Source organism: Campylobacter concisus ATCC 51562 (assembly GCF_000466745.1).
In the GTDB taxonomy this organism is placed as follows: Bacteria; Campylobacterota; Campylobacteria; order Campylobacterales; family Campylobacteraceae; genus Campylobacter_A; species Campylobacter_A concisus_B.
Genome location: NZ_ANNI01000009.1, coordinates 197,234 through 222,171, shown reverse-complemented (window position 1 = coordinate 222,171; position 24,938 = coordinate 197,234). Strand labels below are relative to the sequence as shown.

Annotated in this window: 26 protein-coding genes; 11 read left to right on the top strand and 15 right to left on the bottom strand. The window is 37.2% G+C overall.

Features of this window, described 5'->3' with window-relative positions:
• Positions 1 to 45: 45 nt before the first annotated feature.
• The 10 genes from ATCC51562_RS08130 (at position 46) to ATCC51562_RS08085 (ending at position 8,443) form a co-directional block, all read left to right on the top strand.
• A complete protein-coding gene (locus ATCC51562_RS08130) occupies positions 46 to 717 on the top strand; it encodes a response regulator transcription factor (protein WP_021091583.1) in 672 nt (223 codons plus the stop codon).
• On the top strand, positions 714 to 1,970 hold the full coding sequence (locus tag ATCC51562_RS08125; RefSeq protein WP_021091798.1) for an ArsS family sensor histidine kinase: 1,257 nt from the start codon (positions 714 to 716) through the stop codon (positions 1,968 to 1,970). The genes ATCC51562_RS08130 and ATCC51562_RS08125 overlap by 4 nt, the downstream gene beginning before the upstream one ends.
• Complete coding sequence (gene recR, locus ATCC51562_RS08120; RefSeq protein ID WP_021091796.1) at positions 1,967 to 2,539, top strand: recombination mediator RecR; 573 nt, start codon at positions 1,967 to 1,969, stop codon at positions 2,537 to 2,539. Before ATCC51562_RS08125 ends, recR begins: the two co-directional genes overlap by 4 nt.
• Before the next feature lie 85 nt (positions 2,540 to 2,624).
• The gene (gene trpD / locus ATCC51562_RS08115) at positions 2,625 to 4,229 is read left to right on the top strand and encodes an anthranilate phosphoribosyltransferase (protein WP_021091690.1); all 1,605 of its coding nucleotides are present in this window, start codon (positions 2,625 to 2,627) and stop codon (positions 4,227 to 4,229) included.
• Positions 4,229 to 4,840 (top strand): phosphoribosylanthranilate isomerase, encoded by a 612-nt coding sequence (locus ATCC51562_RS08110; RefSeq protein WP_021091776.1) that lies wholly within the window; start codon positions 4,229 to 4,231, stop codon positions 4,838 to 4,840. The genes trpD and ATCC51562_RS08110 overlap by 1 nt, the downstream gene beginning before the upstream one ends.
• On the top strand, positions 4,833 to 6,014 hold the full coding sequence (gene trpB / locus ATCC51562_RS08105; RefSeq protein WP_021091571.1) for a tryptophan synthase subunit beta: 1,182 nt from the start codon (positions 4,833 to 4,835) through the stop codon (positions 6,012 to 6,014). Before ATCC51562_RS08110 ends, trpB begins: the two co-directional genes overlap by 8 nt.
• Positions 6,007 to 6,756 carry a tryptophan synthase subunit alpha gene (gene trpA, locus ATCC51562_RS08100; RefSeq protein WP_021091580.1) on the top strand — a complete coding sequence of 250 codons (750 nt, stop codon included), beginning with the start codon at positions 6,007 to 6,009 and terminating at the stop codon, positions 6,754 to 6,756. The genes trpB and trpA overlap by 8 nt, the downstream gene beginning before the upstream one ends.
• 78 nt (positions 6,757 to 6,834) lie before the next feature.
• Positions 6,835 to 7,254 (top strand): chemotaxis protein CheX, encoded by a 420-nt coding sequence (locus ATCC51562_RS08095; protein WP_021091594.1) that lies wholly within the window; start codon positions 6,835 to 6,837, stop codon positions 7,252 to 7,254.
• Complete coding sequence (gene fliN / locus ATCC51562_RS08090) at positions 7,251 to 7,568, top strand: flagellar motor switch protein FliN (RefSeq protein WP_021091807.1); 318 nt, start codon at positions 7,251 to 7,253, stop codon at positions 7,566 to 7,568. The genes ATCC51562_RS08095 and fliN overlap by 4 nt, the downstream gene beginning before the upstream one ends.
• A complete protein-coding gene (locus ATCC51562_RS08085) occupies positions 7,565 to 8,443 on the top strand; it encodes a hypothetical protein (RefSeq protein ID WP_021091809.1) in 879 nt (292 codons plus the stop codon). Before fliN ends, ATCC51562_RS08085 begins: the two co-directional genes overlap by 4 nt.
• A gap of 60 nt (positions 8,444 to 8,503) precedes the next feature.
• Here the strand turns inward: ATCC51562_RS08085 and ATCC51562_RS08080 are convergent, their stop codons facing one another.
• From ATCC51562_RS08080 to ATCC51562_RS08015, 14 genes are all read right to left on the bottom strand, one after another.
• The gene (locus tag ATCC51562_RS08080; protein ID WP_021091680.1) at positions 8,504 to 9,952 is read right to left on the bottom strand and encodes a Ppx/GppA phosphatase family protein; all 1,449 of its coding nucleotides are present in this window, start codon (positions 9,950 to 9,952) and stop codon (positions 8,504 to 8,506) included.
• 2 nt (positions 9,953 to 9,954) lie between these two features.
• Positions 9,955 to 11,172, bottom strand: coding sequence for a sensor histidine kinase (locus ATCC51562_RS08075; protein WP_051288452.1), 1,218 nt, complete (start codon positions 11,170 to 11,172; stop codon positions 9,955 to 9,957).
• Between the two features lie 38 nt (positions 11,173 to 11,210).
• Entirely contained in the window at positions 11,211 to 11,882 is a 672-nt protein-coding gene (gene hsrA, locus ATCC51562_RS08070; protein WP_021091657.1) for a homeostatic response regulator transcription factor HsrA, read from the bottom strand.
• Positions 11,883 to 11,958: 76 nt separating this feature from the next.
• Positions 11,959 to 12,285, bottom strand: a complete 327-nt coding sequence (locus tag ATCC51562_RS08065; RefSeq protein WP_021091633.1) for a dihydroneopterin aldolase — start codon at positions 12,283 to 12,285, stop codon at positions 11,959 to 11,961.
• Complete coding sequence (gene plsY / locus ATCC51562_RS08060; protein WP_021091785.1) at positions 12,282 to 12,893, bottom strand: glycerol-3-phosphate 1-O-acyltransferase PlsY; 612 nt, start codon at positions 12,891 to 12,893, stop codon at positions 12,282 to 12,284. Before plsY ends, ATCC51562_RS08065 begins: the two co-directional genes overlap by 4 nt.
• Positions 12,894 to 12,951: 58 nt before the next feature.
• Complete coding sequence (locus ATCC51562_RS08055) at positions 12,952 to 15,240, bottom strand: helicase HerA domain-containing protein (protein ID WP_021091857.1); 2,289 nt, start codon at positions 15,238 to 15,240, stop codon at positions 12,952 to 12,954.
• 8 nt (positions 15,241 to 15,248) lie between these two features.
• On the bottom strand, positions 15,249 to 16,331 hold the full coding sequence (locus ATCC51562_RS08050) for a PilZ domain-containing protein (RefSeq protein WP_021091808.1): 1,083 nt from the start codon (positions 16,329 to 16,331) through the stop codon (positions 15,249 to 15,251).
• A gap of 122 nt (positions 16,332 to 16,453) precedes the next feature.
• Positions 16,454 to 17,053 (bottom strand): peroxiredoxin, encoded by a 600-nt coding sequence (locus ATCC51562_RS08045; RefSeq protein WP_021091673.1) that lies wholly within the window; start codon positions 17,051 to 17,053, stop codon positions 16,454 to 16,456.
• A gap of 236 nt (positions 17,054 to 17,289) precedes the next feature.
• Entirely contained in the window at positions 17,290 to 18,297 is a 1,008-nt protein-coding gene (locus ATCC51562_RS08040) for a beta-ketoacyl-ACP synthase III (RefSeq protein ID WP_021091552.1), read from the bottom strand.
• A 3-nt stretch (positions 18,298 to 18,300) separates the two neighbouring features.
• A complete protein-coding gene (gene plsX / locus ATCC51562_RS08035) occupies positions 18,301 to 19,290 on the bottom strand; it encodes a phosphate acyltransferase PlsX (protein WP_021091654.1) in 990 nt (329 codons plus the stop codon).
• Positions 19,291 to 19,293: 3 nt separating this feature from the next.
• A complete protein-coding gene (gene rpmF / locus ATCC51562_RS08030; protein WP_002942540.1) occupies positions 19,294 to 19,440 on the bottom strand; it encodes a 50S ribosomal protein L32 in 147 nt (48 codons plus the stop codon).
• 12 nt (positions 19,441 to 19,452) lie between these two features.
• Complete coding sequence (locus tag ATCC51562_RS08025; RefSeq protein ID WP_021091843.1) at positions 19,453 to 19,812, bottom strand: hypothetical protein; 360 nt, start codon at positions 19,810 to 19,812, stop codon at positions 19,453 to 19,455.
• Between the two features lie 16 nt (positions 19,813 to 19,828).
• Complete coding sequence (gene ndk / locus ATCC51562_RS08020) at positions 19,829 to 20,242, bottom strand: nucleoside-diphosphate kinase (protein ID WP_021091826.1); 414 nt, start codon at positions 20,240 to 20,242, stop codon at positions 19,829 to 19,831.
• Positions 20,243 to 20,350: 108 nt separating this feature from the next.
• Positions 20,351 to 20,635, bottom strand: a complete 285-nt coding sequence (locus ATCC51562_RS08015; RefSeq protein WP_021091598.1) for an NADH-quinone oxidoreductase subunit I — start codon at positions 20,633 to 20,635, stop codon at positions 20,351 to 20,353.
• A gap of 174 nt (positions 20,636 to 20,809) precedes the next feature.
• Here ATCC51562_RS08015 and uvrA point away from each other — a divergent pair, with 174 nt between their 5' ends.
• Positions 20,810 to 23,638, top strand: a complete 2,829-nt coding sequence (uvrA, locus tag ATCC51562_RS08010; protein ID WP_021091553.1) for an excinuclease ABC subunit UvrA — start codon at positions 20,810 to 20,812, stop codon at positions 23,636 to 23,638.
• A 57-nt stretch (positions 23,639 to 23,695) separates the two neighbouring features.
• Here the strand turns inward: uvrA and ATCC51562_RS08005 are convergent, their stop codons facing one another.
• Complete coding sequence (locus ATCC51562_RS08005; protein WP_021091732.1) at positions 23,696 to 24,868, bottom strand: O-antigen ligase family protein; 1,173 nt, start codon at positions 24,866 to 24,868, stop codon at positions 23,696 to 23,698.
• Between the last annotated feature and the right edge of the window lie 70 nt (positions 24,869 to 24,938).

Genomic DNA, 24,938 nt, shown 5'->3' with positions numbered 1-24,938 from the left:
TTTTTGCCGTATAATCTCTACTATTTTTAATAAAAAGGATAATTCATGGTTAATGTTTTAATGATAGAAGACGATCCAGAATTTGCACAAATTTTATCTGAATATCTTGATAGTTTTAATATAAAAGTTACGAATTTTGAGGACCCTTATTTAGGGCTTAGCGCTGGGATAAAAAACTATGATTTGTTAATACTTGATCTTACTTTACCGGGCATTGATGGGCTTGAGGTTTGTAAAGAAATTCGCCAAAAATATGACATCCCTATCATCATAAGCTCAGCTAGAAGCGATATTAGTGACAAGGTTGTTGGACTTCAGCTTGGTGCTGATGATTATTTGCCAAAACCATACGATCCAAAAGAGATGTATGCTCGTATCACAAGTCTTATAAGAAGATATAAAAAGACAAATGAAGTACAAGAAGAGGTCGTTGATAGCGCATTTAGGATCGATGATAAACGTCACGAAATTTACTTTAACAATGAGCCATTAGCTCTTACTCCAGCTGAGTATGAAATTTTAACTTATCTCATTAAGCAACACAGCTTTTCAGTATCACGCGAACAGCTAGTTTATAATTGCAAAAGCCTAAAAGATAAAGATTCAAAGAGCTTAGATGTTATTATCGGACGCCTCAGATCAAAAATCGGTGATAGCTCAAAAGCCCCAAAACATATATTTTCTGTAAGAGGCATAGGATATAAGCTTATCGGATGAAATATTCCATAACTACGAAGATAACTATTATCTTTGCCATAGCTTTCTCACTGATGTGCTTGCTCTTTGTAACTTTTGCAAACATTCAGCAAGAAAGCGCTTTAGAAAAGCTAAAGGATAGACAAATAAGTGCGATGAACTATCTTGTCGCACTCTATGAACGTGGAAATCCCCCAAGAGATTTAGAACATTATTTTAAAAATTTTTACTTAGAGTATGTTGGAAATAAAAATTTAGCCACTTCAATAGCCACAAATGGAACTGTTGTTTTTACGCAGCACACGCCTCTTGGAGTGGTGCAATCGGTTAATTATAAAGGCGATTTGTATTTGCTTATTAAAAACCCATCTTTTCAGCTACTTCTTGAAAGTAATGATGCAAGACACGTAAATGATCCGCTTTGGGTCGCATTTTTGATAGTTTCAGCCCTTCTCATCTCACTTTATGTTTCTGTTCTTAGAAGTCTTTCACCACTTAGAAGGCTTAGTAAAGATATCAGAAAATTTGCCAGTGGAAATATGGAAATGGCGATGACGGCTAGGCTAAATGAAAACGAGCAAGATGAGATCGGACAAGTCGCTGTTGAGTTTGATAATGCTGTTTGCAAGATCAGAGAGCTCATCCGCTCAAGGCAGCTATTTTTGCGCGCGATTATGCATGAGTTAAAGACTCCTATTGGCAAGGGCAGGATCGTCTCTGAGATGGTCGCAAATGAGACTCAAAAGATGAGACTCATCAATGTATTTGAGCGACTTGAGATGCTGATAAATGAATTTAGCAAAGTTGAACAGCTCCTTTCTAAAAGCTACGCATTAAACTATCAAGAGTGCCATTTCTCACTCATTTTAGAGCAGGTGCAAGATATGCTCATGCTTGATAAATTTGAAGAGCGAGTGAGCTGCGATATCAGAGACGACGTGATATTGAGAGTGGATTTTCAGCTTTTTAGTTTGGCGATTAAAAATTTGATAGATAATGCCCTAAAATACGCAGAGGATAAAAAGGCTATTTTGATTTGCGATAGCGAATTTATAGCGGTTAAAAATTTAGGCAAAAAGCTAAATCACCCGATTGACTACTACAAACAAGCCTTTGTGCGTGGCGACAAGGTAAGTGCAGGAAGCGGTATGGGGCTTGGACTTTATATCATCGAGCAAATTTGTCAGATGCAAAAATTTGAGCTTGTTTATGACTATGAAGACGGCTATCACGTCTTTAAAATTTTACTTAGATCAAAGGCAAAGCGAGCATGAAAAGAGGCTTAGAAAAATTTAACGAGCTAACTGAGTCTTTTGCAAAGCTTCCTGGTGTTGGTAAAAAATCAGCCGCAAGGTTTGCCTATTTTGTCTGCATGCAAGATAGCTTTGCAGGGCTAAGGCTCGCTCAAAATATCGAAGATGCGGTTAGATTTATCAAGCGCTGTGAGCGTTGTGGCGGGCTAAGTGAAAATGAAATTTGCGACATTTGCAGCGACGAGAGCAGAGACAGTGAGGTCATCTTACTGGTTGAGAGCCCAAAAGATATCCTAGTCTTTGAGCAAAATGGCATCTACAACGGCCTTTACTTCGTGCTTGACGAGATCGACGAGGATGCCATAGAGAGGCTACGAAATGCGATCAAACAAAATGGCTCAAAAGAGGTCGTCTTTGCCTTTACGCCAGGGTTAAATTCAGACGCACTTATGCTTTACGTCGAGGATAAGCTAGGGATGAGTGAAATTTCATTTAGTAAGATCGCCCAGGGCGTGCCAACTGGCGTAAATTTAGAAAACGTCGACATGCTTTCACTTTTAAAAGCCTACGAAAGCCGTACAAAAGCCTAATTAAACTTTCTTTTAGTTATAATTTTGCCTAAATTTATAGAAATTTAGCCAAGGCTCAACCGCTGCTAAATTTAAAGGATATAGGTTGATTTTACTCATAGATAATTACGATAGTTTTGTTTTTAATGTCGAGCAATATGTAAAAGAGCTTACAGATGAAGAGGTTAGATGCGTTAGAAATGACAAGATCACGCTTGATGAGATCAAAAAACTAAACCCAAGCAAGATCATTTTAAGCCCAGGACCAAAGCACCCAAAAGATAGCGGAGTTTGTTTAGAAATTCTAAAAGCCGACCTTGGCGTGCCAGTGTTTGGAATTTGCCTTGGACATCAAGCTATAGGGCTTAGTTTTGGCGCAAAGATAAAAAGACTAGATGACCCACTACACGGCAAAACCTCGTTTATTGACGTGAAAAACAAAGAGCCACTTTTTGCTGGGCTGCCTGAGCGCTTTGAGGTTATGCGCTACCACTCGCTCTATGTCGATGAGCTCCCAGCTAGCTTAAGCGCTGACGCTATAAGCGATGACGGCGTAGTAATGGCACTTAGCGTAAAAGATAAGCCGATCTTTGGCATCCAGTTTCACCCTGAAAGCTACTTCACACAATACGGCAAAAAGATCGTTGAAAATTTTGTAAATTATAAGGCAAAAGATGAAGTAAAAGAGCCTAAGATCCGCTCACTTAAGCCATATCTTATCAAGCTTCAAGAGAATATCCCGCTTGATGATAGCGACTTTGAGCAAATTTGCGAGATAATAGCCAGTAAAGAGTACGAGATCATCCAGCTCTCAGCCCTTTTGGTGCTAATTAGCGAAAAGAGCCTCTATCCAAAAAGCCTCGCTGCACTTGTAAAAAATATCCTAAAATACTCGCAAACTTACCGCGACGACACGCCTATGATCGATCTTTGCGGCACTGGAGGCGATGGCTTTAAGACGATAAATATCTCAACCACGGTGGCATTTATTCTTGCAAGTCTTGGCGTAAAGGTCGCAAAACACGGCAACAAGGCAGTTTCAAGTAAGTCTGGCAGCTCTGATGTGCTTGAAATTTTAGGCGTAAAAAGTGAAAAATCACTGGCAAAACAGCGCGAAAATTTAGCTAGTAAAAATTTAGCCTTTTTCCATGCACCATTTTTCCATCCGCTAGTTGGCGAGGTGAGAGAAGTGCGCCAAAGACTTGGCATAAGGACCGTATTTAACGTGCTTGGACCGCTATTAAATCCAAATTTAAACCTTACAAATCAGCTAGTTGGCGTCTATCATAAGCCAGTGCTAAAACTCTACGCCCAGACGCTTAAGATCCTTGGTAGAAAGCACGCTTTGGTCGTTCGCGGCGATGACGGACTAGACGAGATCACGCTTTGTAGCGAAACAAGCGTTGTGGAGCTAAAAAATGGCGAAATTTTTGAGTACAGCATCACGCCAGAGCAGTTTGGCTTTAAAAGAGCGCTTCACAGCGATATCGAGGGCGGCACGCCTGAAGAAAACGCCAAAACCTTGATCCACACGCTAAAAGGCGAGGAGCAGGGGGCGAAATTTGACATCGTTGTCTTTAACGCGATGTTTGCGCTTTATGCAGCTGATGGCGCAAAGAGCCCAGACGAGGCCAAAAAAATGGTGCTAGAGGCGATAAATTCTGGCAAGGCGTATAAATTTTATGAAGAGTTTATAAAGGCACAAGTGTAATGGCGCTAGTTAAAATTTGTGGTATCAAAACGCTAGATGAGGCGAGTGCGGTTTGTGCTTTGGATGTTGATTTTATTGGGTTAATATTTGCTAAAAGTAAAAGAAGGGTTGAGCTAAATTTAGCTAGGCAGATAGCGAAATTTGCTCACAGCAAGGGCAAAAAAGTAGTTGGCGTTTTTGCTTTGCAAAGTGAGTGCGAGATAATAGAAATTTGCCAGTTTGCTGGTCTTGACGTAGCTCAGGTGCATGGAGTGGTAAGTGAAAATTTAGAGGCAAATTTAAAAGATATGGGGCTTGAGATTTGGCAGGTTTTTAGCGTGAAAGATAGCTTGCCAGAGGTTGATTTTAAGCATTTTGACATGGCGCTTTTTGACTGCAAGGGTGAAAATGCCGGTGGAAATGGCATTAGCTTTGAGTGGGAAATTTTAAAAGAGGTCAAATTTAAATTTGGTATGGCTGGGGGCATAGGCGAGCACAACATAAAAGAGGCGCTGAAATTTAGACCATATCTAGTCGATATCAACTCAAAAGTCGAGGACGAAAACGGCATAAAAGATGCGCAAAAGATAGAGAGAATTTTAAAGATCATAGGTGAGGTAGAAGATGAATAGTAAGGCGTATTTTGGAAAATTTGGCGGGCAGTTCGTGCCTGAGACGGTGATGTTTGCCCTTGATGAGCTAGAAAATGCTTATGAGAGCATCGCAAAGACAAAAGAGTTTAAAGATGAGCTTGATGATCTTTTGAAAAACTACGTTGGCAGGCCTAGTCCGCTCTTTTTTGCAAAGCGCCTAAGCGAGCACTACGGACATGAAATTTACCTCAAGCGCGAGGATTTGAACCACACGGGTGCGCATAAGATAAATAACGCCCTAGCTCAAGCGTTGCTTGCTAAAAAGATGGGTAAAAAGAAAATTTTAGCTGAGACTGGAGCTGGACAGCACGGTGTGGCAACAGCGACTGCAGCAGCACTTTTGGGCCTAGAGTGTGACGTATATATGGGCGCAACAGATGTGGCTAGACAGCAGCTAAATGCCTTTCGCATGCAGCTTCTTGGTGCAAAAGTGGTGAGCGTAGAAGACGGCTTAAAAACACTAAAAGAGGCGACTACAGCGGCCATACAAGCGTGGGTAAATGAGATAGAGAGCGCATTTTACGTCATTGGCTCAGCCGTTGGCCCGCACCCATATCCAAAGATCGTGCGTGACTTCCAAAGCATCATCGGCACAGAAGCAAAAGCTCAGCTTGCAAAGTATGGTAAAAAGGCCGACTACGTCATAGCCTGCGTTGGTGGCGGCAGTAATGCTATTGGCATTTTTAGTGCGTTTTTGGACGATGAGAGCGTAAATTTGGTAGGTATCGAGGCCGGCGGCCTTGGCATAGAGACGCCTTATCACGCAGCTACGCTTAGCAAAGGCAAAACCGGCATCATCCACGGCATGAAAACTACGGTTTTGCAAGATGAGTATGGCATGATCTCGCCAGTTCACAGCATCTCAGCAGGCCTAGACTACCCAGGCATCGGCCCAGAGCACGCCCACCTAAACGACATCAAAAGGGTAAAATATGAAGCTGTAACTGACGATGAGTGCATAAATGCCTTGTATTTTCTAAGCAAAATGGAAGGCATCATCCCAGCCATCGAGAGCGCGCACGCACTGGCGTATCTGGAGAAGCTTTGCCCAAAACTTGATAAAAAAAGCGTCATCGTCGTAAACGTCTCAGGCAGGGGCGATAAGGATATAAACACAGTTATCGGCTACGAAAAAGGAAAAATTTATGGATAAGATCAAAAGCGCATTTAACGGCAAAAAAGCAAACATCGGCTACATCGTGGCTGGATATCCAAGCCTAGAAAAAACGAAGGATTTTTTAGAAAATTTAGATGAGAGCACGCTTGATCTAGTTGAGATCGGCATCCCTTACTCTGACCCGCTGGCTGACGGAAAACTCATCGCGCAAGCTAGCTTTGAGACGGTACAAAACGGCGTAAATACGGACGTTGTCTTTGATATGCTTGAGAGTTGCAAGGCAAAAGTGACAAAGCCACTTGTATTTCTGGTTTATTACAACATCATCTTTGCTTATGGTGTTGATAAATTTCTAAAAAGATCAGTTGAGGCTGGAGTTAGCGGCTTTATCGTTCCGGATCTGCCTTGCGAGGAGTGCGAGGAATTTGCTCTAAAGTGCAAAGAGCTAAATTTAAGTCTCGTGCCACTTATCAGCGTTACATCTGGTAGTAGAGCGGATGGAATTTTAAAATTTGGCTCAGGATTTATTTACGCTCTTGGCGCGATAGGCGTTAGTGGCTCAAAAAGGGCTGATGAAGATAGGATAAAAAATTTGGTTCTAGAGCTTAAGAAAAAGAGCGATCTGCCAGTAGCTGTGGGCTTTGGTATAAAAAACAAAGATGATGTTAATGAAGTAAAAAAGTATGCTGATGGAGCAATAATAGGTACGCAAATAGTTAAGCTTTGTGCCGAATTTAGCGGTGAAAAGCTAGTAAAAGAGATAGATAAACTCTTTTAAAATGCTTAATAAATTTATAGCTAATTTAGTAAAGCCAAAGTATAATTGAAAATGCATTTCAAGTCTTAAGGAAGAGATATGAGAAAAGTTATAGATGAAGCTACAAGCTATCTTTGCGAGGATACTTTAGGGCTAGATTTAGAGTTTGGCAAGAGTCTGGGCAAAGGATTTTACGGAGCTAGCATACCAGTCTATAAGGGCAAAAGCGAGTATCATTTTTACCTATTTTTTAAAAAAGATACTTTGAAAATTTTCATGAATACCTTTTTTGGTCACGAAGATGTTGATGGTGGTGATCTAGACGATCTTTGTAAAGAGATAGCAAATCAGATCATTGGCAAAGCTAAAAATTTACTAAATGAAAAAGAGCCAAATGCTTATAAGCTTGGAACGCCTGAATTTTTAGGCGAAGTTGAAAATTTTGGCATCAAGCTAAAAGAGAAATTTGTATATAAAATAAAAAATAGAACATTTCAAATAGGCTACGACATACAATGAACGACGAGAGTGCGATAGAGACGCTAGAGCAGCTAGGGCTTTTTAAGAGCTATGACGAGCTTATGGATATAAGCGTTGATTTTATAGCTGAACTAGGAACTACCACGGTTAGTATAAACGAGCTTTTGAAATTTGAAGCTGGTTCGGTCATAGACCTTGAAAAGCCAGCTGGTGAGAGTGTGGAGCTATATATAAATAATAGAATTTTTGGAAAAGGCGAAGTAATGGTTTATGAGAAAAATTTAGCCATCAGGATAAATGAAATTTTGGATTCAAAGTCAGTTATTCAGTACTTCAAAAAAGAACTTTTATGAAATTTATACTATTTTTCTTACTTTTTGCAACTCAAATTTTAGCTTCAAATCTATTAACTTACAATATCTATGAACGTGCTGATAGGGTTGATATTATGCTTAGCTTTGATGCACCTTATGAAGGAAATATCTTTCAAAAGCGCGAAAAAGACACAACATCTTTGATATTAAATTCGCTAAATTACGATCAAAGTGCTAGCAAAGACATAAACTCAAAGATTATTCAAGAGCTTGAGATAGAGCCAAAGCAAAACTCACTTGTCTTAAATTTGCGCTCAAATGATGCTATTATCGTAAATGCTTCAAAGACGACTGATAGTTTTGGGCTCCGCATTCGTGTAACTTTAAAAAATGCAAAACCTCAAATACAAAATATGCCTCAAGCTAGTGCAAAAATAGAGACCCCTAGCACTCCAAAGATGGATGAAGAGCCTATGTTAAATATAGACTCAAGGTATTTTATAGTTTTAAGTGTGCTTATTGTGCTTCTTGTATTTTTATATGTATTTAAAAGATATATTACTTCAAAGAGTAATGATTTTGGCGGATTTAAAGCACCTAGAAATCAGTCTCAAAATGATACAAAATCAATGAACTGGCTACTTAAAAATCAAAATAGTAACGTTAATATAATATATGAAAAGTATCTTGATCGCACGAATAAACTAATGCTATTAAGCTATGAAAATAGGCGTTATTTAGTGATAGTTGGTAGCTCAAATGTAATGCTTGATAGCTTTGGTGAAGACAAGATACAAAACGAGCAGGATTTTGCTATATTTTTCGAAGAGAACAAGAAAAAACTAAGTTCATTTTTAGAAGAGCGAAAAAATAGCTTGAATAACTATAAAGATAAAATGAGCGGAGAATTTTAGTAGTTTTAGCTAAAATTCTCATCCAATTTAAATTTTATGCGTTAAAGCTAGTTTCAAAATCTATACAAACGAAATAGCAAAAATTTCAGGTTTTGTGATCTTTTTTATCTCTTCTTTTGCTATAGCAAATTCTTTTGCACCTTCTATTTTTAGCGTGTGTCCACTAAATTCGAAGTTTAAATTTAGCCTTTCACAGGTTAGATCAAGTGCCTTTGCAAGTGAGAGCATAAAACTCAGCCATCTTATACACTCGGCTTTTGGAAGTAAATTTTTATACCGTTCAAATTCATAGATATTTTTCTTTCCGTTTGTGCCAATTACTACTGCAATCAATGCTTTTTGTTCATGTGAAAAGCCATAATTTAAGGCATTTAGGACTATATAGGCTGAGTTTTTATGATCGCCATAAAAGCCAATCTCTTGACCTACATTGTGAAGTTTTGCAGCAACTAAAAGCACTTCAAGATAGTTATCGCTTAGACCGTGAAGCTTTTTTAATACCATAAATATATCTTTTGCATATCTTGTGACCGATTTATTGCATGATAATATAAAACGATCTTGCAAACTTTTGATACTTGGATTAAAATTTTGCGGAAATTTAAGGCTAGGACGTAAAAAATCTTTTAAGAATACTCCCTCTCTTACACCAACCCCGCTTGTTATAATATTTTTGGCATTTAGAGCTTTGGCAAGGGCCAAAAAGATATGTGCACCCTCTCTAATGGTGTCGTATCTGTCTTTTTTAATAGGAAATTTATTTAGTTCAAGCACGCTAACATTTGCGATGCTCTCGATATAGGCTTGCTCGTCGCTAAGCTTGTAGCAAAAGCCATGCAGTGATGAGAGCGGATATAAATTTTTGCTCATTATGGCAGATGATATCGCTCTAAGAGAGCCACCAATAGCAATTATGTTTTGGCATTTAAATCGCTCATCTATCTGTTTTGTAACTTGCTCTAAAAATTTTGGCAATTTATTTAAGTTTTTTTTATCAAAAAAAAGCTCTTTTAACCTAACTGTGCCAATGTCAAGCGAGAGCGTATCTGTTATTTTGCCTTTGCTTATTCTGGCAAGTTCAGTTGATCCGCCACCGATATCGATAGTGACGCATTCATCGATATTATGGAGTAAATTTTTGGCTGCGATCGCACCAAAAGTAGCCTCTTCTTTGCCGTCAATGACTTTTAAATTTATACCAAGCTTTTTTCTTAAAAGAGAGATCAAAACATTTGCGTTTGGAGCGTCCCTAAGCGCTGAAGTACCAACACATAAGACTTTATTGCATTTGTAGCTTTTTATGATATTTGAAAATTCGCTAAAGGCCTTTAGCGCTTTTTCCATTGAGCTTTCGGATATTTCATTGTTTGAGCCATATCCACCTTCGCCTAGACGCACTTTTGTTTTATATTCAGCTAGTATAAAAAACGCTAAGCGTGACGTTCTCTCAAATATCGCCATTCGCATAGAATTTGAGCCAAGGTCGATTACTGCGGTTCTTTTTGCCATTTTTATCCTTTTATATTTAAAACTAGGCTTGCGACTGCACCGCTTCTATCATTTCTATTTTTAATGTCTACTTCGCCACCAAGAGCCTGCGCTGCACCTTTAGCTAGAAACAACCCAAGCCCAGCACCACCTTTGTCGCCGTATCTTTTAAATGGAGCAAATAAATCTTTACTCTCATCTATACCTATTCCCTCGTCTATTACTTCGATGATAAATTTATTTTTTATGAGCTTAGAGCTAATCGTAATGGTGCTATTTTTTGGTGAAAATTTAATGGCATTTTGAACAAAATTTTGCACAATGTGAGTTAGCAAGCTAGTTTGTATTTTTAGATTTAAAATTTCTGGTTTTAGGTCTAGTTTTATATTTTTTTCATCATTTTTCGTAAGTATCTCATAGTTTTTAGCAAGTTTTTTTAAAAATCCTATGACATCGGTATTTACTGGCTCTTCAAACTGAGCTCCCTCTTGGCGACCGATCTCAAGTATAGAACTTATCATCGCATTCATGCCGTTTATAGCTTCATTGTTTGATTTTAGAGCCTCGATATATTTTTCGCTCTCGCGTGGCTTTAAAAGCGTAACTTCATTTTTTGTTTTCATTACGGCCAGCGGTGTTTTTAACTCATGTGCCACGCCTACAAAAAGTTCTTTTTGGTATAAGACAAATGTTTGGATACGAGAGATTAGCCTATTTATGCTCTGTCCAAGTGGTAAAAACTCATCTGGTAGACTTTTTATATCGATCTCATGAAGAAATTTTTCGTCTAAATTTGTAAGCTTGTGACTTAAAATTTTTATAGGTATTAAAAGCATTCTTGATAAAAATAGTGCATAAAAAAGCACCAAAAGTATCGCTGATACATTTACGATTATAATATCTATAAAAATTTCTTCTACTATATGAGCTTGAAGTGTAGTATCTTTTTCCAGGCTTAAATAACTGCTTTCATCAAGCTTTGTTATTAAAATAGTTTTACTTTGATCCTTTGATTTTTGCGTTACGATATATGTTTCTTTATCTTGTGGCTCGTCTGTTTTTATCGTTGCTAGGGTTTTGTTCGGATTTTCTATCGTAAATGTTTTTGAATTTAAAGGATTGAAATTCTGAGGATTTTTTTTATAAGCTTCTGCTTGATAGTTTAGCTCATTAACTACACTTTGAAAAACGGTAACCCTTATATAGTGATAAAGCATTACCGAAATAACTACAATTAGCATCATAGCACCAGATGCTAATTGTAGTATAAATCTATTCCTTAGGCTTTTTTGGGAAAACAAAATCTATATCCGCGTCTTCTAACAGTTTCAATTGTTGAAATATTTAGTGGTTTATCCATTTTTTGGCGGATTTGGTTGATAGCGACTTCAATAACGTTTGGAGTTACAAGCTCTGGCTCTTCCCAAATAGCATCAAGTAGTTGTTCTTTAGATACGATCTGATCTGAGTGTCTTGCAAGGTGAGTTAGGACTTCAAAAGGTTTACCCTTAAGCTCAATATCACGACCCAAATATGTGATTTTTTCCTCATCTGGATTGATGATGAGCTCATCGATTTTTATAATATTTGTGCCACCAAAGCGTAGTCTAGCTTCAAGTCTAGCTACTAAGATATCAAAATCAAATGGCTTTTTGATATAGTCATCAGCGCCAGCTCTAAGTGCTTTTATTTCGCTTTCTTTGTCATCTTTTGCAGAAAGAACTACAACTGAAGTGCGTGGAGATTTGTGTTTGATGATATTTATAAGATCTATGCCATCGCCATCTTGAAGCATCCAATCAGTCAAAACTAGATCGTAATTTCTGATACCTATATAGTACTCAGCATCTTTAAAATTTTCAGAGCTATCAGTTTGATAGCCAAACTCTTGCAAACCCTCAGCAATCGTCTTATTTAGCGTCACTTCATCTTCAACTATTAAAATACGCATTTTGCTTCCTTAAACTAAAATTTATGGGCGATTGTATCATAAATTAAGCAATATTTCAAGATAGTTTAATAAATTTTTAAAAAATAGTGTTTATTTTTGCTCCAACAACTGCGTTTGGTAAAATTTCAGTTTTTAAAATTTCCATTTTAAGGCTAGTTAGTGAGCTAAATTTCTCTTTTAATGCTTTACTGGTTTCTTCAAGAGACTCTTCAACGCTTTGAAACTGTCTTTCATTATAAAAATTTTTAACAAAGTCAATAATTAAAACATAATCAATAAAACTAGTTGAGCAAATTTCTAGATTCATTTGCACCTCTTGCTTAGCGACTCGCTCAAAATCAAGCATTCCGATGATCGTTTCAAATTTATAATCTTTAATGATCGTCGTCATCTCGCTTTTCATACGACTTTTTTCTCCTTGCCAGATATTAAGCGAACGATATTTGGTATGTGTTTATAAACCACCAAAAATGCGATGATTAGTATCGGAGCGTGTGTATAGATTTCATCTAGTTCTGGGTGGATTATAAAGCTTGATGCTATGAGAGCTATCAACGCGCAAAGTGAGGCTAGAGAGCTTATCTTTAAAAATTTACCGACCAAAAACCAAACAGCTAGAGCGATAATGATCTCAACTGGCAAGAAAAATGCGATTACTCCAGCTCCAGTTGCGACTCCTTTGCCGCCTTGAAAGCCCAAAAATATAGAAAAACAATGTCCAGCCACGCTTAAAACCGCCATCGTCCAAAGTACACTTTGACTAGTTCCTAAATATGAAGCGATAATAAGCGGCAAAACGCCTTTTAAAACATCACAGACTATCGTTAAAATGGCTAGTTTTTTGGCTAATTTTGGATCTTTTTGTTTTAAAACTCTTAAAACATTTGTTGCGCCAATGCTCTTGCTACCTTCGTTTTTTATATCAACATGCCCAAAAATTTTTGCAAGAATAAGGCCAGATGGAATGCTTCCAAGCAAATAACTAATGGCATAAAGTATTAAATTTTGCATATTTTACCTTTTAAATTTAACAGAAATGATAGTAAAAAAATACTAATTATTTTATAAATCATCTCCACAAAAGTACGACTTTCTCGTCATAGATATCGCTTTTCTTTGGTGAAATTTGCGTTTCATTTATCGTGATGTTTTTAACATCATTTGCTTCTTTTAACGCATCACACTCTTGTGCAAATTTCTCTTCAAGTTCGCTAATGGCTAAATTTATGTCATTTACGCTTTGCTCGCTAAGCTTGACGTCACTTCGCTCTTTTAAGACTCTATTTGCGCTTCTTGCGCTTGATGCGATTTTGCCTGCATTTTGACGAGATAAAAGCTTGTTGCCAAATATCGCTCCAAGTATGCTAGCGCCTATATTTATGGCAGCATCAAGCCCACTTGTGGTCATCTCTTTTTGCTCTTTATCAAGCTTTGCTAGAGCCTTGTTTAACTTGTCTTGTAAGCTTTTTCGCTCTTTTTCAAATTTTGCTGTGAGTTTTGCGGTTTGTTCTTCTAAAATTTCATTGCACCTATCTTGAAGCCTGATATAAAACTGCTCCTTTGTTTCATTGTTTTTTGAATAAATTCCCAATGCCTCAAAGGTATTAAATTTAAAATTTCTATACAGATACTCTTTAAAATCTTTTTGGATATTGTCAAAATTTTTAGCTTTTAAAATGAAATTTGGCACGGCTGCAAAGCTTGCGCCACTTGGCTCATTTTCGCTTGCATCAACATGCAAGCCTTCGCTAGCCTCATCCCAGTTTGGCTCATTATCATTTTCATTTAGCTCATAAAGATAGCTTACTTCATAAACGCTATCGATACCTTTTTTGATGTCATAAATTCTCACCTTCGCACTTGCAAATAAATTTGGCGTGAGGCTTTTTGAGTTAGCATAAAGCTGCGTGATCTCATTTGAGATTATGGGCTTTATACTAAATTTCATCTCGCTTTTATCCACGCTTTGAGTGCTTAAATTTTCTTTTTTATCTTTCATCAAATTTGAAATTTGCTCGCGGCTTAGCGGGCCTTTTAGATAGCTTAATGCCCACCGTGTCGAAATAACGCTTAGCCCATCTTCATTTATATTTTTAACTAAAAAATTTCTCTTAGCTAAATTTGATATGAGGCTTTCTAGTGAGGCTTTATCTAAATTTGAGCCAGAGATACCGCTTAATCCGTCGATCACACGGGCTTTGTCCTGGGCTGTTTGGAGGCGGCCGATAAACCAAGTACCGATGTTGCTAAGGCCTTTATAGTCAAGATCGACTGGGTTTTGTGTGCTTAAGACGCAGCCAAGACCAAATGCACGAGCTTGCTTTAAAAGTGTGAGCATAGGCGTTTTTGATGGAGGATTTGCATTTGGTGGGAAAAATCCAAAAATTTCATCCATATAAAGGATCGCTCTAAGTGAGCTTGTGCCCTCAGTACCGCGCATCCACGCGATGATCTCGTTTAGCAAAAGGGTAACAAAAAACATCCTCTCGGCGTCATTTAGGTGTGAGATCGTAAAGACATTGCACTTTGCCTTGCCGTTTTCGTCAAATAGCATTTTTGAAATTTCTAGTCTAACGCCCTGCGTCCAGCCTTTAAAGCTTGGGCTTGCGATGAGAGCGTTTATCTTCATGGCAAGCTTTAGGCGCTCACTGCTTGGATAGAAGGTATCGACATCAAAAACGCCTATCTTTTTAAAAGGCGGATTTGCGATGAAATTTATGAGCTCTTCGATGCTGACATCTTTTTGCTCTTTAAATTTAGTATCAAATATGGTTGAGATGAGAAGCTGTTCTTTTGAGTTCATGTCCTCGGAATTTATACCTACAAGAGATAATACCGAGGCTGCAAGCGAATTTATATAGTTGCTAAAAATTTCTTCATCAGTGATATTTGGGCAGGCAAAGTCGCTAAGTAGCGCTACGCCTATGCCAGCTGAGCTTTTTGGTGTGTAGATGTTAAAGTTTGCGCTTTCTTTTAAAATTTTTACTCGCTCAAGATCTTGAAAGCTCGACTCTATGCCATTTCTCCAAAGCTCGGCCTGAGCAGCGGCAAATTCTTCTACACTTTGACCTTTGTTGGCCGCTTCTGCTTCATCTATGTATGGTAAAAAATCCTCCGACCTCATCTGCGGAAAGGTGAGGGCTAAATTTGTGATATCGCCCTTTGGATCGATGATGATAGAGGGGATGTTGTCTATGCAGGCCTCTTCTAAAAGCGTGATGCCAAGGCCTGTTTTACCGCTACCTGTCATGCCGATGATGGCTGCGTGGGTGGTTAGATCCTTATTTTTATAAAAAAATGGCTCTTTATCTTTTAGTCCGATATAAAAAAGTTTTAAATTCTCTTGTATTGTTTTCACTAACTGCCTTATTCGTATAAATTTATACGTGAGCGAAGCTCATCAAGCGTCTCTTTTATGCGCTTTTGCGTAAAATCTTTTATAGTTTCATCATCATCAATAAGCTTCATGCAGTATCTGATATAGCCTTTATATGCCAGCTCTGTAACAAGTCTTAGTTTTAAAGTCACGTTTTTTACTTTATCTGGCGCGATTGAGATATCAAAGGTCGCTTCTAGTTCTTCTCCATCTTGAAAATTTGTAGTTTGCGGGCTTAATACACTTATACCGCCTTCAGAAACATCATAAAGGCTACCTTCGATCTTATCTTGTTTGCCTTTGATAATAGTTTTGGTAAAACGATTTGGCAAGATACGTTGGAATTTTCTTTTATATGCGTACATCGTTGTATTTCGTAAGAAATTTGAAAGAGTGACGCCTTTATTGACGATATTGTAATTAACAATATCAGCACATAGTGGCTTTGAGAAAAAGCTATTTGGCAAAATAAAACCTTTGCCGTCTTGTTTCATAGCTAAAATTTGCATCATATCCACGCGAAAAACGACACTATCTTCTTTAACTTCTAAAATTTCAGCCTCATATTTTATATTTAATCCATCATATAAATTTAAAAGCTCTGGCCTTACCTTGGCTTTTTTCATACGAGTGAATGTATTGATCGGATCTTCATAAAAAAATGTTCCGGTTTCAATCATGTCTTTTACATTTGTTTCTTGCTGGTCTTTAACGTCACATAAAATTTCTTTGATTCTTGAAACGGCATTTACGAAATAGCCTACGAAGGTGCTATTGTCGCAAGAGTGACTAAAATTTAAAGTCAAATTTAAAAGTAGAAAATTGATTAATTCGTCTCTTGCATTTGATTTTGGTATTAGATTATTTAAATCATCTTGTAGCTGTGTAGCATTTGGCTTTTGAATAAGCAGTGTATCAAAGATATTTTCAAGACAAATTTTTACCTGATCGTGCGGTACGATAAACGTTAGCTGTCTACAAAATTTGATACCGTCATCGATAAATTTATCTCTTAATTTAAGTATGCTATCTTCGCAATTTATTACAAGCTCTTGCCTGCCTTTAAAATCCATGTAGTCTCCGGAATGTTATTGATTAAAGCCAAGGCTATGATATAAAAAGTTATATTAAAAAAGTATTTAAATTTATTTGGAGGAGAAATTTCTAGGTAAAGATACCTAGAAATTTCTATTAATTATAGTTTGCCTTCGTTGTGTGAAAGGTAGTCGGCAACACCTTCAGTGCTTGGTTTCATACCAGCATCACCTTTATTCCAACCAGCTGGGCAAACTTCGCCGTGCTCGTTTGTAAATAGCATAGTATCAACCATTCTTATCATCTCATCGATATTTCTGCCAAGTGGAAGATCGTTTATAACTGCGTGGCGAACAGTGCCGTCTTTATCTAGCAAGAAACTACCGCGAAGCGCTACACCAGCATCTTCTAGAAGTACGTCAAATCCGCGAGCTATTGATTTTGTCATATCAGCTACGATAGGGAAGCGAACTTTACCAATACCGCCTTTATTTACCGGAGTCTCTTTCCATGCAAAATGTGAAAATTGGTTATCGCATGAAACTGCGATAACTTCGATACCACGTGACTTGAACTCGTCATATCTTTTGTCAAATGCGATAATTTCGCTTGGGCAAACAAAAGTAAAATCCATTGGATAGAAAAATACAACTGCGCCTTTCTCACCAATATTTTTATAAAGATTAAAATCATTTACAATTTGATTGTTTCCTAAAACTGCTGCAGCTGTAAAATCAGGTGCTTTTTTTGTTACTAACATTTGTTCTCCTTAATAATAAATTTTATTGATTGCAAAATTATATCTATTCAAAATTAAATTTAGTTTAAATATATTTTAGAAATTTTTGTGTAGTAAATTTAGTGTTATTGGTAAAAGCAGAAAATGGATTTTGTTAAAAGTTGTAAAAATTTAAATTTTTAAAAATCTATTGATGAGAGTATTTGAAAGAAATTAGTAAAAGCGTTGCTAAAAATTTAGAAGATTACTTGCTATAATTATTGCAAATCGCTAAAATTTTTTCCGCCAAATTTTAGTATCGCTGATCCCCATGTAAAGCCGCCACCAAATGCGTCAAGAAGCAAAACTGAACCATTTTTGATGCGTCCATCTTCATAGGCATCATTCATAGCCATTGGAATTGAAGCGGAGCTTGTATTGCCATATTTAGCAACAGTCAAGACACATTGCTCATCTTTAAAATTTAATCTATTTTTTACTGCATCTATTATTCTTATATTTGCTTGATGAGGTATAAAAAAATCGATATCTTCGCTTTGCATTTTATTTGCATGCAGAATTTCTATTACGCTTTTGCTAAGTGTTTGAACTGCTATTTTAAAAACTTCATTTCCACTCATATGGATGAAATTTAGTCTATTTTTTAGTGTTTCCTCGCTGGCTGGAAATACACTCCCGCATCCTGGAGTTATTAAAAGTTCAGCTTGCTTACCGTCACTTGCTGTATGGATATCGATGATCTCATTTTCATTACCACTACTAATTACAGCTGCACCTGCTCCATCACCAAATAGTATACAAGTGCTTCTATCTGTATAGTCAACAATAGAGCTTAATTTTTCGGCTCCGATAATTAATACGTTTTTTTTGGCACCGCTAATAATGAGAGAATTTGCAAGCTCCAAAAGATAAATAAAACCGGTACAAGCCGCACTTATATCAAATGCTGTAACTCCATAATTTAGACCCAAATTTGCAGCTATTTTGCAAGCGGTAGATGGCATACAAAGATGATCTGGAGATATTGTAGCACAGATGATTGCATCGATTTGAGATTTATCAAGTCCTGAGCGTTTTATAGCTAATTCACCAGCTTTTGTACCAAGGTCACTTGTTGTTTCGTTAGTTGCAATATGCCTTTGTTCGATACCTGTTCGCTTTACTATCCATTCATCACTTGTTTCAACCATTTTCTCAAAGTCAAAATTTGTTAGAATTTTTTCTGGAATGTAAGAAGCGATAGAAATCAGTGAAGCTTTTGGCATATTTTACCTTGCAAAGTGCGAAAGTTCTTCTTCGATAACTTTATTTATATTTGAATTAGCAAATTTTATTGCTTGAAAAATTGCATTCTTTATAGCTTTTGAATTGCTTTTGCCGTGACTTATGATAACACAACCATTTACACCAAGAAGCGGTGCACCGCCATATTCGTCATAGCTAACCTGCTTTTTAAGTGTCTTAAAAACTTTTCTCATGAGTACAGAGCCAGCTATAGCAAGAGGTGATTTTTTAATTTGTTTTTTGATAATTTTACCTATAGCGTCTGCAACGCCTTCGCTAGTTTTTAAAAGAATATTTCCCATAAAACCATCACAAACCATTACATCAATACTACCATCAAAAATTTGGTTGCCTTCTGCATTACCAACAAAGCTATCAAGCCTAGAAACTAATTTAAAGGCTTCTTTGCTAACTTCATTGCCTTTGCTCTCTTCTTCGCCATTTGATAAAAGACCAACTTTTGGCTCTTTTCTACCTAAAATTTCTTTTGCATAGGCCTCACCCATTATGGCAAATTGAAACAAATGCTCGCTTCTACAATCAACATTTGCACCAACATCTAAAACTAAAGTCGCAGATTCTTTTGAATTTGGCATAAGTGTTGCAATTGCTGGACGAGAAATATTTTTTAGTCTACCAATTCTTAGGGTAGCTAAACTCATAGTTGCACCACTATGACCGGCAGAAACTACAGCATCAACTTCCTTATTTTTTAAGAGTTCAATTGCTTTGTAGATCGTACTATCTCTTCTCTTAAGTGCATCAGTCGCACCATCTGCCATCGAGATAACTTCGCTAGCTTCTAAAAATTCGATATTTTTTAAATAAGATTGTGGAATGAGTGGTTTGATGACATTGCTATCGCCAACTAATACAGCTTTAAATTCTGTCTCTTTTAGTGCATCAATAACACCAGATATTATAGGATCTGCACCAAAATCACCACCCATAGCATCGATAGCAATGCGAATCATATTTTAATATTCACCTGTAGTTTTGTTTATGCGGTGAGGCATTTTCCAAGAACCATCTTTGTCTTTTACAGGTACTGGAAGTGTAACTTTATAATGTGTTCTACGTTTTGCTGCACGAGAATGACTCACTCTTCGCTTTGGTACTGCCATTTTTACTCTCCTTTATAAATTTTTACATTTTTCACAATAGAAATAATCACTTTTAAAAGCTTCTAACTCGCTCTCAAAGACTTCTTTTAAATTAATATTGCCATCAAAAAATTCCATCGTATCGCTAAGCTCATTTTCGCTATCTTTATAAATACCGTCACTTAAATTTAGCTCTACATCTTGATCGATAGGTAGCATAAATACTTCACCGCATCGATCGCAAACATAATTTATATTCCCTTTTATTTTACCTTGGCATTTTACCAAAAAAGGGTCTTTTCTTTTTAAAATTCCAATAAAAACTAAATTATCATTTCCTACTAGCTCAAAGCTTATATCTTTGTTTGCTATTTTAGAAAAAGATATAATCAATTTTCTTGACCTAAAATTAGCAAATTTCTCTTGAAGCAAAGAAGAAATTTATTTCATTCACAGCATTTTCTAGGCTATCGCTTCCGTGAACCGCATTTGCATCAATACTATCGGCAAAATCAGCTCTTATAGTGCCAGGAGCTGCTTCTTTTGGGTTAGTTGCACCCATTAGCTCGCGGTTTTTAGCAACTGCATTTTCGCCCTCTAAAACCATAACCACAACTGGCCCGCTTATCATAAATTCGACTAGATCGTTGAAGAAAGGTCTATCTTTATGAACTGCATAAAATGCTTTTGCATCGCATTTGCTAAGTTGGATTTTCTTTGCAGCTGCGATTCTTAAGCCGTTACTTTCAAATCTATCTATAATTTTTCCAACAACATTTTTCTTAACAGCATCAGGCTTAATAATAGAAAGTGTTCTTTGCATAAATTTTTCCTTAAATCTAGGTTATTTAAATTGAAGTTGGCAATTATATCAAATAAAGCTTAAAAATAAAATAGGCTCAAATTGAGCCTAAAATTTATAAATATAAATTTATTGAATAACTGGAATAGAGCCATTGCGTGCATCAGCACCGATCTGATCGCGAGAAGGTTGTCCTGCTACAACAGCATCCCATACGATACAACCGTCAGTTGGACAGGCAGATGCACAGGCTGGCTCATCATTATAACCTACGCACTCAACGCATTTATTTGAATAAACATAGTATGTATCTGCTCCAGTTGGGTTGTCGCTATCATCAACGATAGCTGAAACTGGGCATTCATCAATACATGAACCACAGCTTATACATATATCAGTTATTTTTACAGACATTTTTTCTCCTTAGGTTAAAATTTGGCGTAGAATATCAAAAAAAGCTGAAAATGATATAAATAAGCCCTTAAATTTAACTACAATCTTAAATTTTAGAAAAACTACTTTATAAATCTTTTATCACTTTTAGACTAAATTTACAGATTAAAATTTTAAAAAGGTTGTATAAATTTAATGAACGATATTATTGAAATAACTGGCGCAAGAGAACATAACTTAAAAAATATAAATCTTAAAATTCCAAAAAATAAATTAGTAGTTTTTACCGGTCTTAGCGGAAGCGGCAAGAGCACGCTAGCCTTTGATACGCTTTATGCTGAGGGACAAAGAAGATACATGGAGAGCCTTAGTAGCTACGCTAGGCAGTTTCTAGACCGTGTAGGTAAGCCGGATGTCGATAAGATCGAGGGTTTAACGCCTGCTATCGCGATCGATCAAAAGACCACCTCTAAAAACCCTCGCTCAACGGTCGGTACGATTACAGAAATTTATGATTATCTAAGGCTTTTGTACGCAAGAGTCGGCGTTCAGCACTGCCATAAATGCGGCAAACCTATCTCAAAAATGAGTGCGAGCGACATCATAAATGAAATTTCAAAGCTCCCACTTGGCGCAAAAGTGATCATCTATGCGCCGCTAGTTCGTGAGAAAAAGGGCACATGGGCGGATTTGATCGAAAATTTACGCCAAAAAGGCTTTGTAAGGGCACAGATAGATGGCGTAGTGGTGAGGCTTGACGAGGAGATCGAGCTTGCAAAAACAAAAAAACACACGATAAAGGTTATCGTTGATAGGATCGCTATTGATGAGCAAAATCACGAGCGCCTTGCAAGCGACGTAGAAAAGGCACTAAATGAGAGCTTTGGAGAGGTCGAGATAGAGATCGCAAATGCCGATGAACTGGGCTTAAAAGAGAGCTTTATACATTACAGCGAGCACATGGCTTGTTTTGATTGTAAAATTTCATTTACTCCGCTTGAGCCGCTTAGCTTTAGCTTTAACTCGCCAAAGGGTGCTTGCGAGCACTGCGATGGACTTGGCATAAGATATAGCCTAGATATGAGTAAGATCATCGATGAGGAAAAGTCGATAGAAAACGGCGCGATCAAGCTACTTTATGGCTATAACATGAGCTATTACTATAAATTTTTACTTGCTTTTTGCGAGCAAAATGGCATCGATATCAAAAAGCCATATTACGAGCTTAGTGAAGATGAAAAGAGGCTCGTTTTATATGGTAACGTCAAGGATGTTGAGTTCTTTTGGAAGCGAAACAAACTGCTTAGAAAATTTGATGGAGTGGTTAAAATTTCACATGGGCTTTTGAAGGACTACAAGGACTTTGACGAGTATATGAGTGAGAAAATTTGTGACGCTTGTAAAGGCCACAGACTAAAACCTCAAAGCTTAGCGGTCAAGGTCGCTGGCCTTGGGCTTGGTGAAATTTTAGATATGAGCATAGAAAACTGCACCGCTTTTTTCTCGAATGAGAAAAATTTCGCCTATCTTAGCGACTATGATAAGGCGATCGCAAAGCCTATCTTAAAAGAGATCAACGAGAGGCTTTTCTTTTTGTATGACGTGGGGCTTGGCTATTTGTCACTTGGACGTGATGCTAGGACGATCAGCGGTGGTGAGGCGCAGCGTATCAGGATCGCGAGTCAGATAGGAAGCGGGCTAAGTGGCGTCATGTACGTGCTTGATGAGCCAAGCATCGGTCTACACGAGCGTGATACGCTAAAACTCATAAAAACACTTAGAAATTTACAAGCTAAAGGCAACTCTGTAATCGTTGTCGAGCATGATAAAAAAACGATAGAAGAGGCTGATTTTATCGTAGATATCGGCCCTGGAGCTGGTAAATTTGGCGGTAACGTTGTTTTTGCTGGTAGCTCAAAAGAGCTTTTAAGATCAGACACTCAGACCGCCCTATATATAAATGGTAAGAAAAAGATCGACTATCAAAAAAATAGAAAAGCTGAGAAGTGGCTCGAAATTTCAAATGTAAATATCAATAATATCTCAAATTTAACCGCGAAATTTCCACTTAGAAATTTAGTTGGTATCACTGGCGTTTCAGGATCTGGCAAGAGCTCGCTAATACTTCAGACCTTGCTTCCAGAGGCGCAGGAACAGCTAAATAGAGCTAAAAAAGTGAAAAAGATAGCTGGGGTAAATTTAAGTGGACTTGAAAATTTAGACAAGGTGATCTACCTCGATCAAAGCCCTATAGGCCGCACTCCACGCTCAAATCCGGCAACATATACTGGTGTGATGGATGAGATCAGAAATTTGTTTGCGCAGACTAAAGAGGCCAAGCTTAGAGGCTATAAAATAGGGCGCTTTAGCTTTAATGTCAAAGGTGGACGCTGCGAGAAGTGCCAAGGCGAGGGTGAGATCACGATTGAGATGCACTTTTTGCCTGATATTAACGTAGTTTGTGACGTTTGTAATGGCGCTAGATACAATGCTCAAACCTTAGAAATTTTATACAAGGGCAAAAACATTGCCGAGGTGCTAAATATGAGCATTGATGAGGCGGTTGAGTTTTTCAAGGCTGTGCCAAAGATCGCTTCAAAGCTCACCACGCTGCAAGACGTAGGGCTTGGCTACATCACACTTGGGCAAAATGCAGTCACACTTAGTGGCGGCGAGGCGCAGCGCGTGAAGCTAGCAAAAGAGCTTAGTAGAAGTGATACCGGAAATACGCTTTACATCCTTGATGAACCAACGACGGGGCTTCATTTTGCCGATGTTGATAGGCTAGTAAAGGTGCTAAATCACTTAGTTGATCTTGGAAATTCAGTCTTTGTGATCGAACATAATATGGATGTTATCAAAAACTGCGACTATATCGTCGATATGGGGCCAGAAGGCGGTGCAAAGGGCGGTAAAGTGATAGCGTGCGGCAGTGTAAAAGAAGTAGCTAAAAATTATAAAAAAACTGGTAGCTACACTGGAGAATTTCTAGCACAAGAGCTTGAGGAAATGAAGAAAAAGTAGAAATTTAGCTTAACCGTTTCTTTGTAAAATTTGAAACGGTTGAGGCGTGTTGGAGCGTTAGCTAATTTTTAAGGTCGATTTTTCATCTATCGCACTTAAAGCCAGAGCCCAAAATAGTAGCATTAAAAGGGCATTTTCATGGTGAAATGTTGTATTTGCAAGTGAGATTATATTATTAGCCATGAGCATTAAAAGGGCAAGAAAAACTATGCTATTTTGTCTAAAATTTTTAATAAATTTTATAAAGAGTGATAGTTGAAATACCAAATATGCAAGCAAGGCAACGATGCCCTTTTCTGTTAAAAATGTTAAAAAGGTATTGTGTGCGTGACTAACATGAACTTCAACATTGCCTGGAAAATATTTTGTTATATCAATGATCTTAAACTCACCAGAACCTATCCCAAATAAAGGGTGTTCTAACCACGTATAAAATGCGCTAGCAAAGATCGGATATCTAGTCTCTGATCCAGTAACTCCCTTTGTTAGTTGACTATACAATCTTTCATCTTGAGTGATATTTGTTGATATATATATATAAGAAATAGCTATTACACTAAATAAAATCATCAAGCCTAATAAAAATTTTATTTTTATCTGTTTATTTAAAATTTCAAAAAGCAAGTAAGTAAAAATAATGATTGGTAAAAGATACATTGTAGCTCTAGAGCCAGCTATCATTATTCCAAGGACGCAAATTCCGGCAACACTTATGCCTATATACTTTTCAAAAATTGCTTTGCTATTTATCGAAACTAATGCTACACAAAAAACTAGTAGCATAAAAATAGCACTATGATTTACGTGTCCTATTGATTTAAGCTCAAAAAGCGCTAAAGGATCATTTGAAGTGAATTTTTCTACACAAGCAGGGATAAACGCGGCAATAAAACCGGTAAATAAGGCAAAAAATAAAAATTTAAAATTTATTTTTTCTACACCGACACCTCTGGCTACAAAGAAAAATAGCATACATCTTAGCGGATCAAGCGCTCTTGATACAGAAACTCCATTTATAAGACAACTTATAAAAGTAGCCAAAACAAAGATAAAAAGTGAGATATTTATGAGATCAAATTTAAATTGCCTTTTTTCTCTGACGCAAATATAAATTCCAGCCAAGACGAAAAGTGTGAGTGAAATTTGCTTTAAGCCCTCAGTTACTGGTAGCGTAAATAAGACAATAACTAAAAAAAGATTGTAGAGCTTAGAGGCAATGTCGTTTTTCATGCAGATCCTTTAAATTTTAAATGGGCATTTTATCATTGCTGAACTAAAAATAATATACAATTAAACAAAA